Annotated in this window: 12 protein-coding genes; 1 reads left to right on the forward strand and 11 read right to left on the reverse strand. The window is 42.1% G+C overall.

Going from position 1 to position 20,590, the window contains the following annotated elements; translation table 11 throughout:
* Positions 1 to 3: 3 nt before the first annotated feature.
* From FSB76_RS02160 to FSB76_RS02185, 6 genes are all read right to left on the reverse strand, one after another.
* A complete protein-coding gene (locus tag FSB76_RS02160) occupies positions 4 to 1,254 on the reverse strand; it encodes a dihydroorotase (RefSeq protein ID WP_147051963.1) in 1,251 nt (416 codons plus the stop codon).
* 27 nt (positions 1,255 to 1,281) lie between these two features.
* Positions 1,282 to 3,330, reverse strand: coding sequence for a BatA domain-containing protein (locus tag FSB76_RS02165; protein WP_147051964.1), 2,049 nt, complete (start codon positions 3,328 to 3,330; stop codon positions 1,282 to 1,284).
* 154 nt (positions 3,331 to 3,484) lie between these two features.
* Positions 3,485 to 4,906, reverse strand: coding sequence for an alpha-L-fucosidase (locus FSB76_RS02170; protein WP_147051965.1), 1,422 nt, complete (start codon positions 4,904 to 4,906; stop codon positions 3,485 to 3,487).
* A gap of 283 nt (positions 4,907 to 5,189) precedes the next feature.
* Complete coding sequence (locus FSB76_RS02175) at positions 5,190 to 6,293, reverse strand: twin-arginine translocation signal domain-containing protein (protein WP_225976391.1); 1,104 nt, start codon at positions 6,291 to 6,293, stop codon at positions 5,190 to 5,192.
* 156 nt (positions 6,294 to 6,449) lie between these two features.
* A complete protein-coding gene (locus FSB76_RS02180) occupies positions 6,450 to 7,874 on the reverse strand; it encodes an MATE family efflux transporter (protein ID WP_147051967.1) in 1,425 nt (474 codons plus the stop codon).
* Between the two features lie 237 nt (positions 7,875 to 8,111).
* Positions 8,112 to 11,480, reverse strand: a complete 3,369-nt coding sequence (locus FSB76_RS02185) for an FtsX-like permease family protein (RefSeq protein ID WP_147051968.1) — start codon at positions 11,478 to 11,480, stop codon at positions 8,112 to 8,114.
* A 389-nt stretch (positions 11,481 to 11,869) separates the two neighbouring features.
* Between FSB76_RS02185 and FSB76_RS32920 the strand changes: the two genes are divergently transcribed.
* Complete coding sequence (locus FSB76_RS32920) at positions 11,870 to 12,043, forward strand: GldM family protein (protein ID WP_158642822.1); 174 nt, start codon at positions 11,870 to 11,872, stop codon at positions 12,041 to 12,043.
* 163 nt (positions 12,044 to 12,206) lie between these two features.
* Here the strand turns inward: FSB76_RS32920 and FSB76_RS02195 are convergent, their stop codons facing one another.
* The 5 genes from FSB76_RS02195 to FSB76_RS02215 form a co-directional block, all read right to left on the reverse strand.
* A complete protein-coding gene (locus tag FSB76_RS02195) occupies positions 12,207 to 13,892 on the reverse strand; it encodes a DUF262 domain-containing protein (protein ID WP_147051969.1) in 1,686 nt (561 codons plus the stop codon).
* Between the two features lie 443 nt (positions 13,893 to 14,335).
* On the reverse strand, positions 14,336 to 14,866 hold the full coding sequence (locus FSB76_RS02200) for a hypothetical protein (RefSeq protein WP_147051970.1): 531 nt from the start codon (positions 14,864 to 14,866) through the stop codon (positions 14,336 to 14,338).
* Positions 14,867 to 15,624: 758 nt separating this feature from the next.
* The gene (locus FSB76_RS02205; RefSeq protein WP_147051971.1) at positions 15,625 to 16,428 is read right to left on the reverse strand and encodes a hypothetical protein; all 804 of its coding nucleotides are present in this window, start codon (positions 16,426 to 16,428) and stop codon (positions 15,625 to 15,627) included.
* A gap of 646 nt (positions 16,429 to 17,074) precedes the next feature.
* The gene (locus tag FSB76_RS02210; protein WP_147051972.1) at positions 17,075 to 17,755 is read right to left on the reverse strand and encodes a helix-turn-helix domain-containing protein; all 681 of its coding nucleotides are present in this window, start codon (positions 17,753 to 17,755) and stop codon (positions 17,075 to 17,077) included.
* A 382-nt stretch (positions 17,756 to 18,137) separates the two neighbouring features.
* Complete coding sequence (locus FSB76_RS02215) at positions 18,138 to 20,567, reverse strand: glycoside hydrolase family 2 TIM barrel-domain containing protein (RefSeq protein WP_147051973.1); 2,430 nt, start codon at positions 20,565 to 20,567, stop codon at positions 18,138 to 18,140.
* Positions 20,568 to 20,590 lie beyond the last annotated feature (23 nt).

Here is a 20,590-nt window from a genome sequence, read left to right on the forward strand (position 1 = left end):
TTTCTATTTAGATATTTGTTTGTTGTTATAGGTTAACAGCACTTTTCCTTTTAAAGTATCGCCAATAAAAGGCGAGTTTACCGATTTTGATACATTGCTTTTGCTATTATATTCCCACTCTGCATCAATGTCAAAAAGCACTAGGTTGGCCTTTTCACCTTCGGCTATTACGGGCACATCAACGCCAAGTATCTCACGCGGGTTGATGGCCAGTTTTTCTACCAGCAATTCAACAGGCAAACCTGCTTCAAGGGCCAGTGGCAACGCCGTTTGAAAGCCAACCATACCATAAGCTGCTACCTCAAACTCAACATCTTTAAATTCAATTTCGTGCGGTGTATGCTGCGATACGATAGCATCGATGGTGCCATCTTTTAAGCCCTTTAACAGGGCTTTTACATCATCTTTGGTACGCAGGGGTGGCTTTACCTTGTATTGGCTATCAAAGCCTAATAAGGATTCGTCGGTAAGTATTAAATGGTGTGCCGCAACATCGCAGGTAACTTCCAAACCTTTACGTTTGGCTTCCCGGATAAGCTCGACAGAGCGTGCGGTTGATATGGTACTAAAGTGTATTTTAGATACCGTGTATTCGGCCAGGTAAAGGTCGCGTGCAATCATCAGCTCTTCAGCAAGCGACGGGATCCCCTTCATACCCAGTAAGGTGCTAATTTCGCCTTCATTCACTTTGGCTTTGCCTGCTATCGCTGTATCTTCGGGATAGGAAAATACCATCGCATCAAATCCTTGTGCATACAGTAAAGCACGTTCCATCAAGCCAGCGTCCTGTACGGGGCGGTTACCATCGGTAAAAGCTTTGGCGCCACTCAGGTACATATCATACATTTCGGCAAGGTCTTTGCCCTCGCGCTTGTGTGATATAGTGCCTAAGGGAAAAACATCTACCAAATTCCCTCTCGACCGGTTTATCAGATATTCTACCTCGGCTTTAGAGTGCACCGGGTTGGCAGTATTTGGCATCATGGCCAGACCGGTAAAACCTCCGGCGGCGGCGGCCTGTGTACCAGATTTAATATCTTCCTTAGTTTCCAATCCCAACTCGCCAATATTGCAGTTCAAATCAAAAAAACCGGGTGATACATATTTGCCTTCGCCCTCAAATAACATGGCATCGGCTTCAATATCATTGGCGATGCGGGCGATAAGTCCGTTTTCAATTAAAATATCGGCAACTTGTTGGTGAAAGGGTGATCCGGGATCAAGGATAGTGGCAGATTTGATAAGCAAATTCATTAGCACTGCTTTAAGGGATTTTGTTGTTTAAACCGGTTGCTTTACCACCGGAACACCGGGTTTAAAATACCTGATGAGCGCAATTTCGGCAGCCAGAAAAATCAATGCCAAAATTATACAAAGTTTCCATAATTGCGTGCCTAAATTTGCTTCGGCAACAATACCTTTTAAAGATGCGTTACCTCCTGTAATAAAGGCGCTTGACTTTGGCATAATTTGTTTTAATGCCGCAGCGTCAAGATAACTCATATCCGATTCGCTCCTGTTATCATTAAAAGCCAGTGTAGCCAGTGTGCTATCCTGCTTTTTCAAAGTGTAAATTCCGGGCTCATGCAATTGATCCGATATGTACAGCAATGTGCTCCCCTCCTGCTGCCTGACATCGGGTATTGTGCTTTGGTCGCCCCTGCTCAATTTAAACAATTGTTTCTCGGCAATTTGCACCGGTGGAATTTCTAAAGTTTCATCCTGCCCCAAAGTGTAAAATAAGGGCAGGTCATGACCGCTCAGCAAAGCAATCCTGAACAATACGGGTACAAAAAGCGCATGGCGTGGCAGATTGCTAAATTCCTCATCTAACGGAACTGCAGCTACATACACCTTGCCCCTGCCACTGTTATATCCGGCCCAAAAAGTTGGGCCGCCGGTTAGCGTCATCAGGTTATCGGCAACACTATGGGCAGCACTTAATTGGAAATATTTTTTTGCAACAGGCAAATCGGGATTTTGAGGAAAGCTTTCGAATACCCCCTTAAATACAGGGCTTTGTCTGTCAATGCCGGATACCTTGTTTGTCTCGGTAATTAGTTTTTCCGGGTAGGCGGCGTTCATCCCCTGCAGGAATGACCGGTAATTAGCCAGATCGGCATTGGCTGAGGGGAAAACTACCAGGGTACCTCCTTTTGAAACGTAAGTTTTTAGCTGCTGCGCCAACCCGGTAGATATCGTTTTAACGTCGCTTATAGCAATTATGGGATAAGCGCTCAACGCAGCGTAATCCACATTGCCATCCGGTACATGGACGGTTTTAAAAAAAGGATCGGCTGCAAAAACAGCTTTCAGGTACAGGTTTGGTGTTCCCGCATCAATAAGCAAAACAGGCATTTGTTGTGCCACGTTAAAACTAAAATAAAACCTGTTATCAAAAGTGATGGGGTTATCCTGTAATTGCACCTCACCCTGCTGCCAGCCCGCCTGCAAACCCATAAACGACAAGGTGTCGTTTTGTGCCGACCGTGCAGCCACAGTATAGCTGCCTAAAGCCTTTTGTGCGCCGTTAATTAAAACTTTTAACGGGATTTTTTCGGCATTTTCGTCGGCATAGTTATGCAGCCGCACTACCAGCTTTTCACTTTCGCCAGGGCGATGAACAGCACTGAGCAGCCAAACAGAATCAACTGCTACGTTGGGCAGATTTCCAGCTTTCAGTTGAATAAAGCTATACGCAACGCCGCTATCCGTTTTCAGCGGCTTAGCGGCCATGTTTTTTTGCAGATCGGATATAATATAAGCAAATTTTGCAGCGCCCGGCTGGCTTAACAGTAAACTTTGTTGCCTGCTTACTATTTGCTGTAAGTTACGGCTTTGTGCGCTAATCTTTACCTGGTCTACCGCATCATTAAACTCATCGCGGCTGAGCAAGCGCTGATGCTTGCCCTCAAAATCTTGTGTAAGCAGCTGAAAGCGATCATTTATATTATATGCCGACGCTATTTCTTTAGCTTTTTGCCTGGCATCATCCAGCAATGAACCCTCGCGGTTAAGGGTTTGCATGGAGTATGAATTATCTACAAAAATACTTACTACGTTTTGCCTGCCCGCAACGCCTGAATTTTGGCCAGGGATAAATGGCCTTGCAAATGCTAAAACCAAAAATGTTAATGCGATTAGCCTTGATGCCAATATTAAGCGCTCCCTCAAATTTCGGCGGGACGACTGCTGCTCCTGGATCTCCTTTAAAAACTGAACATTGCTAAAATTAACCTTCTGAAACTTACGAAAGTTGAACAGGTGAATAATTACCGGGATGGCTAACGTTAGCAATGCAAATAAAAAAGCCGGGTAGATGAAGTGCATTTTTTGGGATTACAGATTTCAGATGTGCAAATATGCAGATTATTCTTTTCATGTCGTTGCGGGTGCCCATTAGGTAAAGCCTAATGAGTACCCACAATAATATAGAAGTTATCCCTCAATCTGCACATCTGTAATCTGAAATCTGCACATCTGCCTATAGCTTCGGTTCATTATAAACCTGGAACTCGGCTATGCTTGGTGCCTCATCATAAGTTTGGATAGACATACGCACTTTGTCGCCTTTTACCTGGGCAAAGCGGTTTACTTTAACGCGGCTGAGGTTTTCGCCTTCAAATAAAGTTTTCCAGGTGGCGCCGTCAAGGTATTCCAGCTTGTATTTTTTAATATTGGGTTTGCGTTCAAATACCACTATGGTGTTAAAAGCCTGACCCGGTTTCAAAGTAACCTCGTACCATGGGTTTTTCACCCTTGGGTTTGACTGCCACACAGTGCTAAAATCATCGTCATTAGCAAAATCCATAATTTCGGAGTCATCGCTCCAGCTTGAATTGGCCGGTGCATGCTTAGCCAGGTTATGCGATACAATGGGCGGGCCTGTTTCGCCTAATTTACCTACCGGCCCTTCATTTTTCCATAGTTGCCCTATTTGTTTTAATCCGGCAAGCGCGTTATCGTCCATCAATCCATCGGTATTTGGCGCTACGTTCAGTATAAAATTACAGCTGGCATTATTAAGCGGAATCAAAGTTTCGTTCACAAACTTATTTACATCGCGGATTGGCGTTGTTGGGAAATCTGTTTTCCAAAACCAGTTAGCCTGGATAGGCAGGCACGCCAAAGCCGGCATTTTATTGGTTTCTTTTGATAAACGCTGGCCGGCACCCATTTCATAGGTTTTAATATCGGTGTAATATAAACCATCGCCGGGGTATTTGGCGCCGTTTAAATCCATCATCAGGCAGTTTGGCTGTAACGATTTAACCAATTGATAAATCTCCTGGAAAGGAACATCGTCATAAGAAATTCTTGACCATGGTGCATCCCAGCCATCTATAATCAGGGCTTCTATCGGGCCATAGTTAGTAAGCAATTCGGTGATCTGTTTTTTAATCATCTCGATATGCCTTGGCTGGATCATGTTGGGGCGCAGTTTGTGGTGCGTATCTAAAATAGAGTAATACAACATTACTTTTAAACCCTGGTCGCGGAAAGCTTTAACATACTCTTTAACAACATCCCGTTTTAAAGGGCTGTTCATTACATTGTAATCGGTGCTTTTGGTATCCCAGATGCAAAAGCCGCTGTGGTGTTTGGTGGTTAAGCAACCATAGCTCATATTGGCCGATTTTGCTGCCTTTGCCCACTGCACACAATCCAGCTTTTTGGGGTTAAACTCCGATGCAGGTGTTTCAGGATCAGGCCAGTCGGCATTTTCGTAAGTGGGGATATTAAAGTGAATGAACATGCCAAAGCGCAGGTCGACGAATTTTTGCTGCAATACCGACAATGGTTGCTGCGTTTTTGAAATACCCTGGGCGTTTACGTTGGTTACACTTAAAATAAGCGTACAACAAAAAACCAGCAACAGTTTTGTTTTGATAGTAATATTAATCATAGCAGATAAAATGTTTATTAATTAAGGTTTTTGTAAACAGCTAAGTTTGTTAAAAACGGCCAACAAAAAATAAATTCATATTGGCATATTATTCAACTATATTAACAACTGCCCACCCTATATCCAATGCTATGTAGTTTAAGTTAAGGAACTAAGGTAGATTTAATATCGAACACCGAATATCCAATTTCGAATAATGAAGGAAAAATTTCGGTGTTGGAGATTCGAAATTCAGTGTTCGATATTATTTCACTTCTCTTTCTTTTAACTTAAAAGCATTGCTCTATACCCTGGTTAATTTCACCGGAGCTGTATGATAAGCATTCCACTGGCATACGTAAACATTTTTATCCTCATCAACACACACATCATGCCCGTGCTGAAAAATGCTGCCTGGCGCTTGTAAAGTAGGCTGTAAAACACCGCTCCTGTACACGGGTGCGGAACCGCCAGGATTTGAGATCACTTTATTATCTTTATCCAATATGGTTACAAAGCCCGAGTAATCAAACCTGTTACCGCCGGTATCTTTGCTCCAACAAACACCCGCGTAAATATTTTGGTCATCAATCACTGCCCGGCAAACATACATACCTGGCATATCAATGCGTTTTATGAATTTACCATCCATTGTAAATATCTTAAAGCAGTTTTCCTCGCGGGAGGTACAAACTAACGTTGGGTTATTCTTGTCGCGGGTATCAACCGTGATACCATGTGCATTCACCAGGTTATGCTCTTTATTGGTGTTGTTATGCCCGCCAAAATGACGAATATATTGCCCTTTACTATCGTAATGAATAATATAATCAGACCCATAACCATCGGCCACATAAATATCGCCGTTAGGCGCTACGGCCGTTTCCGTTGGTTTAAAAGGCTCATTGTCTTTATAAACACCAATGGTGCGTGGGTGCCCGATAGCAAATATCAGCCTGCCATCAACCGTGGTTTTTAACACCTGCCCCGATTGACCGTACGAGTTTCCTGTTTTATCAACCGCCCAGCCGCAATCGGTAAGCAGCAGAAAATCTTCGCCGCCTTCCTTGCTGATGGTTAGCCCATGGCCGCCCGGCAAAGCGGTACCCCAATAGTCAAGCAATTTGCCCGATTTATCAAAAATCAGGATGTTGTTCTGAGTATGATCGCCCAGCATAATTAACCGGCCTTTACTATCCTGAACCATTTCGTGGCAATTGGCTAATGGGTGGCTGTTTACGCTAATTTTGGCCCAGCCTTTATCGGCTTTGTAAGTATAGCCACCCTGTCCTATAATTTGATCGTCGGGTTTAACGTCCTTATGTAAAATGGCAAAACTATTTACCGGCGCGGCGGCCACCAATGCCGAAGCCACAGCGGTGTTTTTTATAAAATCTCTTCTTTCCATGATTTAATAGTATCAAGTAATTAGTATCAGGTATCAAGACAGTCGCGAAACGCGGCTACCTTTCAACGGCTGTTTAATTGGTTAAAACAGATTCTAATATCAGATTTATTTTTGTATTTGTATATACAAATGAAAGATACTTTCAGTGCAGCCGCACTACACCATGGTTTTCTTCCATTTTCCGCGCTTAAATAATAGGTAAGCGGCTATTGTCAATCCAATTTCGGCCACAGGGATAGATATAAAAACTCCGGTTGGCCCCATTGCAAAATACTTAGCCAATAGATAAGCAAAAGGTATTTGGAATAACCAAAATGTAAAAACGTTAATTTTAGTAGGCGTCCAGGTGTCGCCGGCACCATTAAACGCGCTGGTTAACACCATGCCTATTCCATAAATAATAAAGCCGCCGCTCAAAATTTGTAATGAACGGGTAGCCACTTTTTTTACAGCCTCATCGTCGGTAAAAAAAGAAGCAAATAAATGGCCGCAGGTTAAAAACAAGATGCTTACTATACCTAAAAATACCACCGTGTATTTGATCGTTTGAAATACCGATTGTTCGGCGCGTTCAAGGTGCCCGGCTCCTAAATTTTGCCCAACCAACGTTGCCGCAGCATTGCTTAACCCCCAGGCAGGCAGTAAGAAGAACATCATTAACCGTAGCGAAGTTTGATAGCCTGCAGAGCCGTGGTCGCCTCCTGTTGTTGCAACCAATTGTGCCAAAAATATCCAGCTGCAACTGGCTATTACAAATTGTAAAATGCCCGGAGCAGCAATTTTAATAATTGCTTTAATTTGCTGCCATTCGGGTATAAAATAGCTTAGGCGAATTTTTAAAGCATTTTTGCCATTAAATAAATTATAAACCTGGTAGGTTACGCCCAAACCACGGCCAATGCTGGTGGCTATGGCTGCGCCCGTTAAGCCAAAGGCCGGGATTGGCCCAAGGCCCCTGATAAAAATTGGGCATAAAATAATGTTTGCGATATTGGCAATCCACAAACTACGCATGGCGATGGCGGCGTTGCCGGCGCCCCTAAAAATGCCATTGATTAAAAACAGCAGCACAATGATGATGCTGCCCCCCATCATGATGCGGACGAATGGAGTACCATGATCTGCAGTTTCTGCCGAAGCGCCCATAATCAAAAGCAGGCCGCGCGCATGTAAAAAGCCGAAAATACTTATACCCAGGTTAATAAGCATAGCTATTATAATGGTTTGCATACCTGCTTTTGACGCGGCCTCAGGATTTTTTTCGCCAATGCGGCGGGCAACAACAGCTGTTGCAGCCATACTTAAACCTATGGCCAGCGAATATATTACGGTTAAAACAGATTCGGTTAAACCCACTGTTTGAATTGCATGACTGCTGTTTTTTAAATGGCCCACAAAATAAAGGTCGACCAGCGCAAAAACAGATTCCATGGCCATTTCCAGCATCATGGGAATAGCCAATAAAACAATTGCCCTTTTTATGCTGATGGATGTTAAATCAACCTCCTGACCCTTTATTGCTTGTTTTAAGACCGAGAAAAACGAAGATACCTTACCCTTTGCAGTAAATGATTGTGACATAAATATAAGCTTGTGTTTTTTAGGGAGCGGCGTTTTATCTGAGACCCTGGATAGCAAATATAATGAAACCTTTGCTTACGCAAGTTGTGATTAAGAATCAATTTTAGCTTAAGATGTTAGTTGGACGAAACTCTATGGATTGAGAACTTCATCACAAAAAAAACGCAAGCCAAACATACGTTCAACTTACGGTAAGTGATTTATTGGGGCCTGAGAGATGTAAAGTTGAATGAAGCCTCATTCTGTCTTTAAACTTTTTATCGGGTTTGCCAATGCAGATTTTATAGATTGGAAGCTTATTGTAATTAATGTGATTGATATAGCGCCAATAGCTGTAACGATAAATATCCACCAGGCAACATCGGTATGATACTGGTAATTGCGCAGCCAGTTATGCATAAAACAATAAGCTACAGGCGAGGCTATAATTATTGAAATAAACACCAGTATGGCAAAGTCTTTCGATAGCAATTGCCATAGGGAGAATACAGAAGCGCCAAGCACCTTACGTATACCTATTTCCTTAACACGCTGCTCGGCCATGAATGATGCCATGCCAAACAGGCCGAGACAACTGATAAATATAGCCAGGCCGGCGAAAACGGTAGCCAGCTTACTTATACGTTCTTCATTACCAAATTCTTTGGCGTATTCCTGGTCAACAAAGTGATACTCAAATGGCTGTTGGGGGTTCTCGGTTTTTAACACCGAAGCTATGTTGCTAATGGCTTTACCTGCGCTCATTTTGGGGTTTATCTTTAGCAATAAACAGCCTCCGGGCCATTTTGCCAGAAAATAAACCATAGGTTGTACCTGTTCATAAGGCGACCGGTTAATGATATCTTTAGTTACCCCTACGATCTTAAACTGTTGGCCAAAAAAAGTCAGGTGGTTTTCTGTAGGTTTTTTCATCAACATAAAATCAGCTGCCGCCTGGTTAATGATCACCGCTGATGAATCTGAAAGGAATGACCGTGAGAAATCGCGGCCTGCGCTAAATTCCCAACCAATGGTTTTGCCATAATCGTATGAAATATCCTCCTGGCCGAAATTGATATCCAGTTTAGGGTCTTGCCCAGGCCAACCCACTCCGTTGGTAGTACCGGCAACTTTATTTGGCGGCGCATCGGCTTCGGCCATTTCAGTTATTGTCCCATTACTTGCAAGTACCTCTTTTATCGCATCAAAGTGTTGGTGAAGCTCAATAGTCCGGATGGGTATGGCAACCAACCTGTCCTGGTTGTAGCCTATAGGGCGGTCTTTGGCAAAAAGTATCTGCCGGATAACTACGATGGTACCGATGATGAGTACAATAGAAACTGTAAACTGAAGTACCACCAGTACTTTACGAGGTGCTGAAGCCAGCCGCCCAACCCGGAACGCGCCCTTCAATACCTTTACTGGCTTAAATGACGACAGGTAGAGCGCCGGGTAGCTGCCGGTGATAATGGCAGTAACCAAACTAAGACCAATACCGGCGAGCCAAAACGCCGGACTGTTCCATGGAATAATTATTTGTTTAGCGGCCAGCTGGTTGAAGGCCGGGAGATTTAATCTTGCCAGTAGTAAGGCGGCTAAAAATGCCAGTAATACGCAAAGCACCGATTCACCGTAAAACTGTTGTATCAACTGGCTGCGGGACGAACCAATTGCCTTGCGGATACCTACCTCGCGCGCGCGTTTCTCAGATCGGGCAGTACTTAAGTTCATAAAGTTAATACAGGCCAGCAGTAGTACAAACACACCTACAATACCAAAAAGCCGCACATATTGTATTTGGCCGCCGGTATTTTTTCCGTCCTTAAACTCGCGGTACAAATGCCATTTACTCATCGGCTGCAAAAACAGCGCCGGTTTTGTTTTAGCCGAAAGCGGTTTCAAATGCCGCAGCATTTCATCTCTTATTTTTAAAGACACTTTCCCGATGTCGGCATTATCAGCCAATTGAACATATAAATTAACAATACCGGGCCCCCACGGCTCTCTCATTCCGCTTAATCTATAATTTGTGGCATAGCGGTCCCAGCAGCCAATAAAAGCCAAACCGGCAAGCGTGGTGCTTTCGGGCAGATCTGCGTATACACCGGCTACTTTCAGGTTGTCCAGGTTATTTAGCTTTAACACCTTAGCCATGGGATCCTCATTCCCGAAAAATGCCTTTGCCGTCGACGCGGATATTAATATCGATGATGGATCCTTTATGGCATCGCGCCTGCCTTTGAGCATATTTAATGTAAACAGGTCCGGCCCGCCGGCTTCCATAAAGGTGCCTTGCTCGTTCAGCTTTTTATCGCTTAAAGCCAGGATATAATCTCTCGGGAGTGTCGACATGGCTACTGATTTAAAATCGCTGCCATAATTTTTGCGGAGCTCGGCCGCCAGGGGGTACGGTTGATGGAACGAGGTTTTCACTTCGCCATTAATGTTCACATTTTGCATTACCTGGGCTATATGGCGGTAATTATTGTGATACTTATCAAATGATACTTCATCCAAAATCCACAAACTAATCAGCATTACCACCGCCATGCCCACCGCAAGGCCGCCTATATTAATAAGCGATAATATTTTATTGTTGATAAGATTGCGCCAGGCGATTTTTAAATAGTTCCTAATCATGTAATTGCGGTTTAATTTTACAGCAGCCCAATTTGGCGGGCTTCCTGGACGCAATATTACCGGTGGTAAGTGTGATGAGATGGCCAACTTATCATTTGGCAACTCTTTTTTCAGGCCGTTTTTATATTCTGCCGGGGTTTTGCCGGTCATCTCTTTAAAAACGCGGTTGAACGTCCGCTGGGAATTAAACCCCGACTCGTAGGCAATTCCCAGCAGCGTGAGATGCCCATTGGCAGGGTCGCGCATTTTCCGCGCAGTTTCACGAACCCTGAACTCATTAATAAAGTCGTTGAAATTCTTTTCCATCCCCACATTAATAATTCGCGATAAATCGTGCGGGTGGATATGCAGCTTTGCTGCCAGGGTGGTTAAGGTCAGTTCGGCATCCTCGTAAAAACGGTTTGCGGCTACGGCTTCCTTCACCCTGCGGCTTTTTTCCTTTGCATCATACCTATCAGTTACCGCTGTAGCCGGTTGCATGCTGCTATCCAATTTTAGCACCACTTCGGCCGCCACGCCAATAAGCACAAAAGCAACGGCAAAACTCCAGGCATCATTAAAAAGCCATAACAAACAAAGCAACCCAAGCAAGTACAGGGCTTGATCCAACCGGCGGAAAGCAAAGCGCGGCCTATCCATGAGTACCGGCTGCAAGCGGTTATAAAAATGTTGTATCAACCGGTGCGACAGGTATATATAAATGACAACCGATATGAGCACCAGCCAGCCCGGCATCCAATACGTAACCAGCAAAGGGCAAAAATGCAGTATATCCTTTCGGGCAAATTGCAGGTTTGGCAACGTCATTCGCCGCACATAAAAATACAACAGCGGCCCCAGCGCCGGTAATAAGATTGGGGAAAGCCCGCCGGTCTTCAGTACAATTACAGTTAAAGCGGCACTTAACAACAGGTTGGCCGCCTGCCCTTCCCTTTTTGCAAATGCTAAAAGCAGCGCAAGTGTGAACCCCGAAAACAGGGTTGCCATGGCTGCCACATGGTATAGATTAATATGGAATATATCAGGATTCAAATTGCCCGGGGGTTATTTCAAATGTACAATATATTGATAAATGGGAATTATGTGATGATAAATATGTTTTGATCGTCCCTTGTTTAGCCTGTGATCGACGTTATCACCGCACGAGTTCCAGTTGGCCTTACGGAAGCCCGGTATTTTGCAACCAAAGCATAATGTAAAACAAAAGCTTTGGCTGGTGCGGTGATAATACCGACCAGAAGCTGAATGGGAAAAAGAAAGAAATTTATAAAAGTACTTACCGGGTGACCCGAATTAAGGAACCTGAGGTTACTTTTGCAGGAAAATCTGAAGGCAGTCTTAGTATTGCAAACATAAAGGCTTAGGACAGGATATTTGTGAATATACCTAATTCTATCTTTGATGCTAAATTTACGATTACTGGTTTTACCCTTCTGATAATGTCCAAAGCAGATAAACGGGCATTTAATACAGAAGGAAATCAATTGTCGCCTCAAATGAAATCAGCTATAAGTAACTTAAAAATAGGTGATAAGCTTTTTTTTTACTAATCTTCGTGCCGTTGGTCCCGATCGCACATTAAGAGGTTTAGATTATATTTCCTTTATAGCTAATTGATACACTTGACCTCCAATAATAGTACATAGAATCTTTTAATGGTCTCTTGCTAAAATATCCAAAATGAATATTTCTTTTGGATATTTCAGAATAATATTATTCAATTATAAGCTCATCGGTAACTTCTTCCTCATAATAATCTTCTAACTTTGCCTCTAAGTTCCTGTCTATCTCAGTCTCTATTACTCTCATCTTTAACTCTTTGCTTACTGCTTTGGCTCTTTCATTAATGAAGGACTCATAGTCATCATCCCAAATACCAAAAGTTTCCAAATTATTGATCAAATGAGACTTCATCGTTTCGTCGAGCGATAAATTCTTTTTCCTAAAAAGTGACATATATTTGGAAGGTGCTTTTGCGGTAATCTCCCTTTTGTTAAGAAAATCGTCTACTATCGTTATGTTTAAAATGTGATTTATCCAGAAACCCTTGTTTTCCCATTTTAGGTTTTTATTGAGATATGCTTTTGGAAAGAAATGATGATAATTTCGGCTGTTGGCTTGTTTCAACCAATAATTGCTGATGTTAACAATTGCATTAGTATTAAAAGATTTCGGCTGCTTGTAAGCATATAAGCAAAGTATGGCCTTAATAAAGCTTCTACCAGCACTAAACCAACCATGATTTTTGATAAATTCCGGACTTACATCTACTGCCCATTCATATTGAGGGAGCCTCGTACTTATTATTAAATCAATACGTTTGATATCCTGTGCTAATTTACCTTCAACACCTGACGAATACCGGCCGGATAATGCACATCGCCAAAAAAAATCCTGTAAATACTTTTGTTTGTCTCCAGTAGGAACATCCTTATGATGATAAAAAAAATAGGAGTAAGGTACTATAAGCGCATTATATGGTAATAATTTTGACACAGGTATTCCATATGTAAACTTAAAATATTCCACAGCGCTTTTAATTGCCGATATGGTCGATTCCCATTCGTTGATAAAGCGTTGCTTATCAAGCTTAAGTATTTGCTTTCGAGTGCAATCACTCTCAAGAATCATAGAGATTGTTTGTAAAACTGTTGTATCAGATATCGTTTCATAATTATGAGGTATTAATTCCCGTATCAACTGTTTATATTTCTCTGACAAATCGAAATCTCTTGAAGCGTCATATGTCTTTGCTATCATGATTTCAAATAGTGTGAGCGATTTCCCTCCCACATTAATTCTTGTAAACACTTCTGTAGCAACATCGATAGCTGCATCTTTTAATAATATAATCGAAAAGTTATAAGACTGGATTATATTCTGAAAATGTTGCAATTTCTTATGATACTTAGCGTCAAAAGCAGCTAGCATTGTAAAACTGCCCGTCAAAAGATCAGTTACGCGGATAATTGATTCTGCATTTTTACCGGAAATATCTACTATTACAATTTGTTGGTCATCCTGCGCATCCAAATCGACGTACATTTCAGAGTAATCATCAATCTTCCCACTTTCTCGAGCTATTTTCAACCCTTTTAAACTTGCAAACAAGCTAGTCATCCTTTGTTGACCATCTAATACATAATTGACAAACTCTCCCTGACGAGGTTCCGGAAGTCTAAAGTTACCTAAGTCTCTAACTGCTCGAAGCCTTTCATTAGTTCGCCAAAAGATAAACGTTCCAATAGGATAACCTTTAATTATGCTATCAATTAAATCTGCTGATTTGCTCATATCCCAAACAAATTCGCGCTGGAATTGTGGAATCTTTACTTGTCCGCTTTCTATTTCGTTTAACAATGAAGAGTATTGCTTAGATTGTGGTTCTGGAAGCTGCATAAGGTTTTTGTTGATGGTTGTAATATACAACTTTCTATGAAATAATTTAGAACCTTTCAGCCTGTGCTCGATGCTTTTACCGCACCACTCCATTTAGCCTGTGGTCGGTGTTATCACTGCAACACTTCCAGTTGGCCTTACCGACGCCCAACTAAAGCAAATGTAAAATACAAGCTTCGGCCGGTGCGGTGATAACACCGACCAGAAGCTAAATAGATATAAGCTCATCGGGATGGGGAAGTTATAATCTTACTAAAGAGGTTACGACTTGGATGAAAGAAAACATGTAGACGAATATTTTTGTCATTTGTGTTATACTGGATATTAAATTATTGACACCATAGTGGTTTCTTAGATAGCAGCGAATATCGGCCCGCCCATAACGCCTTGTACAGTATAAGCATATAGCCCGATCCCGCTTCTATCGGCGGGGGTACTCATAATTAATCATTATGAGCGTTAGGTAGATGGTGTTTGTAATAAAGCGCTAATTTTTCTCGTTTTGCTAAATTCCCTTTCCTAACCTCCTGCTTAATGCCTTCCCACTCTAATTTAAGAATATCCTGAGTAAGAATTACAAGCTGATTTAATTCGGACTCGAGAACTTCGTCTTCTAAATCTTCGTCCTCAATTATTATTGACAGGTGGTCTACTTTCTCTATAATTTTACGGTCAAAGCTATCAAACCGATTAAGTTGCAATTTTATTGAAAATCTAAGCCTGTCTATCTTCTCAATAATTAAACGTTCTTCTTTTTCATCATCTATGTCAGTTAACCCGACATGCAGAATTAACCCACAATATTCGGAGATACTTGTTCTGACGGTATCCATCCATTTAATACGCGAGGCAGTTACTGAATTTATAAATAATGTTTTCTTCGCGTTCTTTAGTCCGACTATCAACGAACAAAAACTAAATATTACAGAAACTGCAATACCTGCAATTGTTATATAATCTTTGACTTCAATCATTTGTGATAATTATTAAATTGTGTGAAAGCTCTTAAGATAGGCAAATAACAGCGTATTATGAAATGAACGCATAGTTATAGTGTATAAGATTTGTCCTTTTTTATCTCCGCGTAAGGGATAGCAGCGAATACCGGCCCGCGCCTATGGCTTGTGCAGTATAAGTGTATGAGCCCGACCCCGCTTCTATCGGCGGGCTTAGGCCATATTAATTATGTTACCTGCATAATTAATTAAACTCCACGTTAGATGAGTGTTGTGAGGTTGCCTGCGAGTGGATTACCTGTGTGAAACCCGGAAGATAATTTCATTGCCGGCACAATCTTCTGTCAAACCCCACTTTGGCGCACTGTTGCGCGGTTGCCCGCGAGTTGGCTCACTTGTGACTCTTGTAAAATATCACATAGCAAGCACAAATCGGCCATGGCACCACACAACGCCACGCCAAAATTGGGTATCATTTACCACAATAATCCATAAAAACTATTCTATCAATACAATAAATACAGAATTTTTCCGCCTGAATCCTTAAATTTCAAATAAAAGGAAGGCCAGGCGCCCGAATAAGGGAAACCTGCGATGAAGAAAGGGATACCTTAAAAATTTTCGTCCCGTTAGGGTCTCTCCAAAGGAGAACCCTGACGGTGCCATGCAGGTCGAAATATGCATGGTGTATACTTAGCAAGCGGCCTCAGGGTCCCTTTTTCAGGGGAGGTCCTGAGGAGCATAACCTTTAAAATGATCGCGCCTTTTATGATTGGTCAGGGAGCAGGTGCACCTTGCCGATTATCATTTCCGCCTTGCCTGTACTTATTATATTCTTCGATTATCGTTACGTAGGCTTCATATTTTTGTTGTATAACTTCGTCGGGAAGTTTACCGGCCTTATCCAAATTCTCGATTTCCTTTTTAAGTGCGGCAAGCTTATATACGACAGCTTTACTTTGCTGCCAATATTTTTCAATATTCCAGTAACTCATTAAACTTGTCCACACTGTAATGATGGCACCGATCACAAAAGCAATATTCTTCGAAAGTTCAGGATAAATTTCTGCCCAATCTTTATTCAGCGTTTTGACGTTTAAGCCCAAAAGGACAGTTGAAATACCGGATAAGATTGCTGTAGTGTATTTATAAAAACGCACACCCGTGAAGTAGTAATTCCCCGTCTGGTCAAACTGTTTCATATCCATAACGATGTTGGAGAGCAATAATTTAACCTGAGCACTTTCACTTAACAACCCTTTGTTAGCGTAGGGTTTCCAGGGCTTGTTGGTACCCAATCGTATCGTTGTGAAAGATGCAGCCACCGCAATTAAAAGTTCAATTCCCGAAAGAAATAGCCCATACGGCATTGGCACGTTGTTATACGTCCAACTGGCAGCCATTAAAAAAATAAAGCAGTAGATGCCAATTTTACATAAGATGATTACTTTGCGGCTTGTCGAATGCCAGTCAACCCTGAACGAGCGAAATTCTTCTTTCTCTGGTTTTGGGCTTGGCGGTAGAATATTATCTGGAACCGGATCGTCGGACCCGTTTTCCGGTAGCGTTGGTTCACTCATGATAGATTCAAGGTTTAAAAATTAACGTATTAACTAAAACAAATACTTTAAAATAAAACAAACTATTTAATTAGTGTTTAAATTGCATAACACCCTAATATAAAGATATTTGAATAAACATTGTTGTTATTTCAAAAAATAAATCCTTAAACCTTATGACAACTTCGCCGTTGTTGGAGTTGTCTCCAAAAACTTTTTTTCGGCGGTATTTCGCTACGCGGTGGAGAAAATTCTAACAATGTGCGGACTAAGGGATTGACAGGCTGCTCCATCGGAGCAAAATATTTGTAGCAAATTTAAATTTAAAAATTTGCGTGCCGTATGTACGCTTCATAAGTTCCGTACTTACGGCACGGCGCATTATTTTTCTATTCTCTCTACAAATGGTATACCCCTACGGGGGTCGAAAACGCTTAACTTAATAGCAGCAGAAATGAAAAATAATATCGAACACCGAATGTCGAATGTCCAACATCGAAGTTTTTCATTTCATTATTTTCATCCCGTTAGAGTCTCTCCACAGGAGTACCCTGACGGTGCCATGCAGGTCAAGATGTGTATGATGCATACTTAGCAAGGAGCCTCAGGGTACCTTTTCAAGATGATCCCTGAGAGGACAAAACAGCGCAAGCTACTGGTAATATAACTAAACGCCCAGCAAGGGCACTTCGGCGGCTTTATTGGTAACGATATTTTCTATCAGCTGTAATTGGGCAGGGCTTAGGCTTTTCAAATTTTCCTGGCTCAGGATGGTGTTGTTTATCTGAATATAGTTGTTTTGAGCGGTAACAACGGTGGCGGCCGGCTGTTTATCGATGGCGCCTACCATATCAAAATAGAGTTTGGCGGCCTTCATATCGCCGTTACTGGCTTGCTTAAATACGTTGGCCAATATTTTATGGCTCATAAATTTAAACTGCTCCATTTCTGCGGCAAATTCTGGCTGCGTTTTATATTCTTTAAAATGTTTGGCAACGGTTTGGCGGCTCAGGCCGGTTTCCTGGGCTATGTCGTTTTTAGTGGGCATAACGGCATGCTGGCGCATAAAATTTTCAATGGCGTTGCTTATCGTCATGTGGTTGCGTTCCCAAATGTCGCTTTTTGTATTTACATGCATAATGGGATCTATTTTTGCCAAAAACCGGTCCCGCTCCTCCCCTTTTGATCGCTCCAGGATTTCGGTAAGCTTGTTCTCCAACAGCCGTTGCTCCTGCTGATTAAGGTCGCCAACATCTGCCGCCGTGATCCTTTCCCTGGCCAGGAGCCCATTAATTTTGTCGTTCGATGCCCTAAGCGATACGGAGGGCCTTGTTTTTTCGTTCGTCATGTTCTTTAATTTTAAATAGCAAGTTAGTAAAAATTATCGATAAATACTAATATTTTTAGCACAAACACATGTTAACCATGATTTTTTACAACTAATTAATAATCAATTAGTTGTAAAAAATATTTTGAAATTATGTTAAGTTATGTTAACCATGTTATGGGTTAAGACTGCTAAAATTATTGCCTGTAGTGCGCGGTGCCATGCCAAAAGGCCGAACCCAATTTAGCAAGAGGTTAGGTAGGTCATTATGAATATTAATGTAAAACGCCCACCCCTTGTCAGAGGCCGGCGTTTTAGTTAGTGGAGCCGGAGGGATTCGAAAAAACTATGGTCTTGAGACGCTTCCTTAAATTTATTGATTCTTATGTGCTGTTCACAAGTACTAATTCCCAAGCGTTTTAATATTTACAACAGCCTCTGATAGATCGGGGGAAGTAACCGTCAATTTAATATCGCCTGAATTATGAGTGCTTTTAATTATAATTAACGCGCGTCCGTGCCAGGCTTTTCGTGTATTTCCAACATAGGAGTCCGTATCTTTCATATCCGCATTAGCAACGCCGGCAATTGTTCCGGGGCCGTCAATTTTGAAAAGCAGGCGACTTGCCGCGTTGGGCTCAAGTATACCATCCTTGTCGGTAATCTCTATGGTAACATAAGACAAGTCCTGCCCGTTAGCCGTTATCTCTTTCCGGTCAGCAGTCAGTTTGATTTTGGCAGCATCCCCGGAGGTTTGCAAAACGGTTGATTCAATTTCCTTATCCTTATCCACACCTATTGCTTTAAGCCGGCCAGGCGAATAAGGGACTGTAAATTCAGCTTTATGTTCCTGTTCTTCTGTCGTTGGCTTTTCGCCAATGAGTTTGTCGTTGAGGTAAAGACGTACCCTGGGATATTTTGAATAAACTTCTACTTTAACGGCCTTTCCTTCATATTCCGGCCAGGTCCAGCTTTCCCAGGTCGGCCATACAGCCCACCAGGTTGTTTTAATTTCTAAAGGATCCGGTTCGGGCTCACGAACGGCCATGTAGAGTTTTTCGGTATTGTTATATAACAGGTTACGGTAATGCGAAATCGGTTTTCTCCACCCGATCAAATCAATATCACCACAGTAGGCGCCATGCCAGGGGAAAAAATCATGTTCCCAGTGTTCGCCGGGCACGTCGCCCGAATAATACCAGCGGCCTATCCCCGATTCTCCAAGATAATCCATAGCTGTCCAAACAAAATCCCCAAGAACATAATTGTTGTTTTTTACCAGCTTCCAGTTTGCAAAAGCATCTTTAGGGTACGATTCCGTTTGAACGATCATTCGTGAAGGCACACGCTTATGATCGGCAGGCGCATTCCACAAATGATAATTATAACCACCAACATCATGAGCCGCCATAAGGGAATCAAGTGTTGCCCAGTCCTTACCATTTTCCACAATGGCCGATGTAACCGGGCGAACGGTATCTATCTTTTTTATGGCATCTGCAAGCATTTTGGCTGTTTTTACAGCGTCGGGACTACCCCTCTCCACTATCTCGTTACCAATGCTCCACATGACAATTGAAGGGTGATTACGATCTCGCAAAACCATGGCATCTAAGTCGAGTTTCCACCATTGGCCAAAATATTGTGCATAATCCTGCTTGTTTTTGCCTATTCTCCAGCAGTCAAACGATTCATCAATAACCAATAGGCCTAACCTGTCGCAAGCATTTAAAAATGCTTCAGACGGGGGATTATGAGAAGTTCTTACTGCGTTAAATCCGGCTGCTTTAAGTAACTCAACCTTACGCTCCTCTGCACGATCAAAAGCAGCAGCACCCAGGCAACCATTATCATGATGCACACACCCGCCATCAAGCTTTACTGTTTTGCCATTAAGCTGAAATCCATTTTCGGGTGTAAATTTGATAGAACGGATGCCAAAACTCGTTTCCGTTTTGTCAATTACATTCTTATTTCGGATGATACTTATTTGAGCATCATATAAACGGGGTGTCTCCGGCGTCCATTGTTGCGGGTTTGCTACCATGATAGTTTGGGCAACTTCTTTCTCACTATTGGCAGCCAGTTCAACCTTTATTTGATTATTTCCTGCATTTTTAGAATTTGCATCCGTTAACCATGTGCTCAAAATAATACTTTGAGGCAAACCACTTTCGTTTTTTACCAATGTTTTAATCTGGACGGTTGCTTTTTGGGGAGACACATCAGGGGTAGTAATGGCAACTCCCCAATTGGCTATATGCACAGCATCGGTAACATTCATCCAAACGTGGCGATAAATGCCCGAACCACTATACCACCTGCTGTTTAATTGTTGCGAATTGTCTACCCGCACCGCTATTACATTTTCGTTATTAAAATCTAAATAAGGTGAAAGGTCATAACTAAAGGATGAATAGCCATAAGGGTAAATCCCAAGTGATTTTCCATTAATAAAAACTTCAGAATTCATATAAACTCCTTCAAAGTAGATGGAAACTTTTTTGCCTTTCCATTCAACAGGAACTTTGAAGGTTTTCCGGTACCAGCCAATACCTGCCGGGAAATATCCACCGCCTCCCCCGGTTGGGTTTTTAAGACTTATTTTACCTTCAATACTCCAATCGTGCGGTAAATCAAGGCTCCGCCAACCCATATCGTTAAAATCTCTTGATTTTGCCGATGCTGTATCTCCCTGAAAAAACTTCCAGTTGTAATCAAATAATTGTTTTCGCCCTGTTTTTTCGGAATTTTGAGCATGGCTCGCAATGTTGCCGGATAAAAACAGCAGGGCTATAACTATTGCTTTAACATGGTATGTATGCAACTTCATAGTGATTTTCAGGTAATCTTTCT

Origin of the sequence: Mucilaginibacter ginsenosidivorax (genome assembly GCF_007971525.1) — a bacterium.
In the GTDB taxonomy this organism is placed as follows: domain Bacteria; phylum Bacteroidota; class Bacteroidia; order Sphingobacteriales; family Sphingobacteriaceae; genus Mucilaginibacter; species Mucilaginibacter ginsenosidivorax.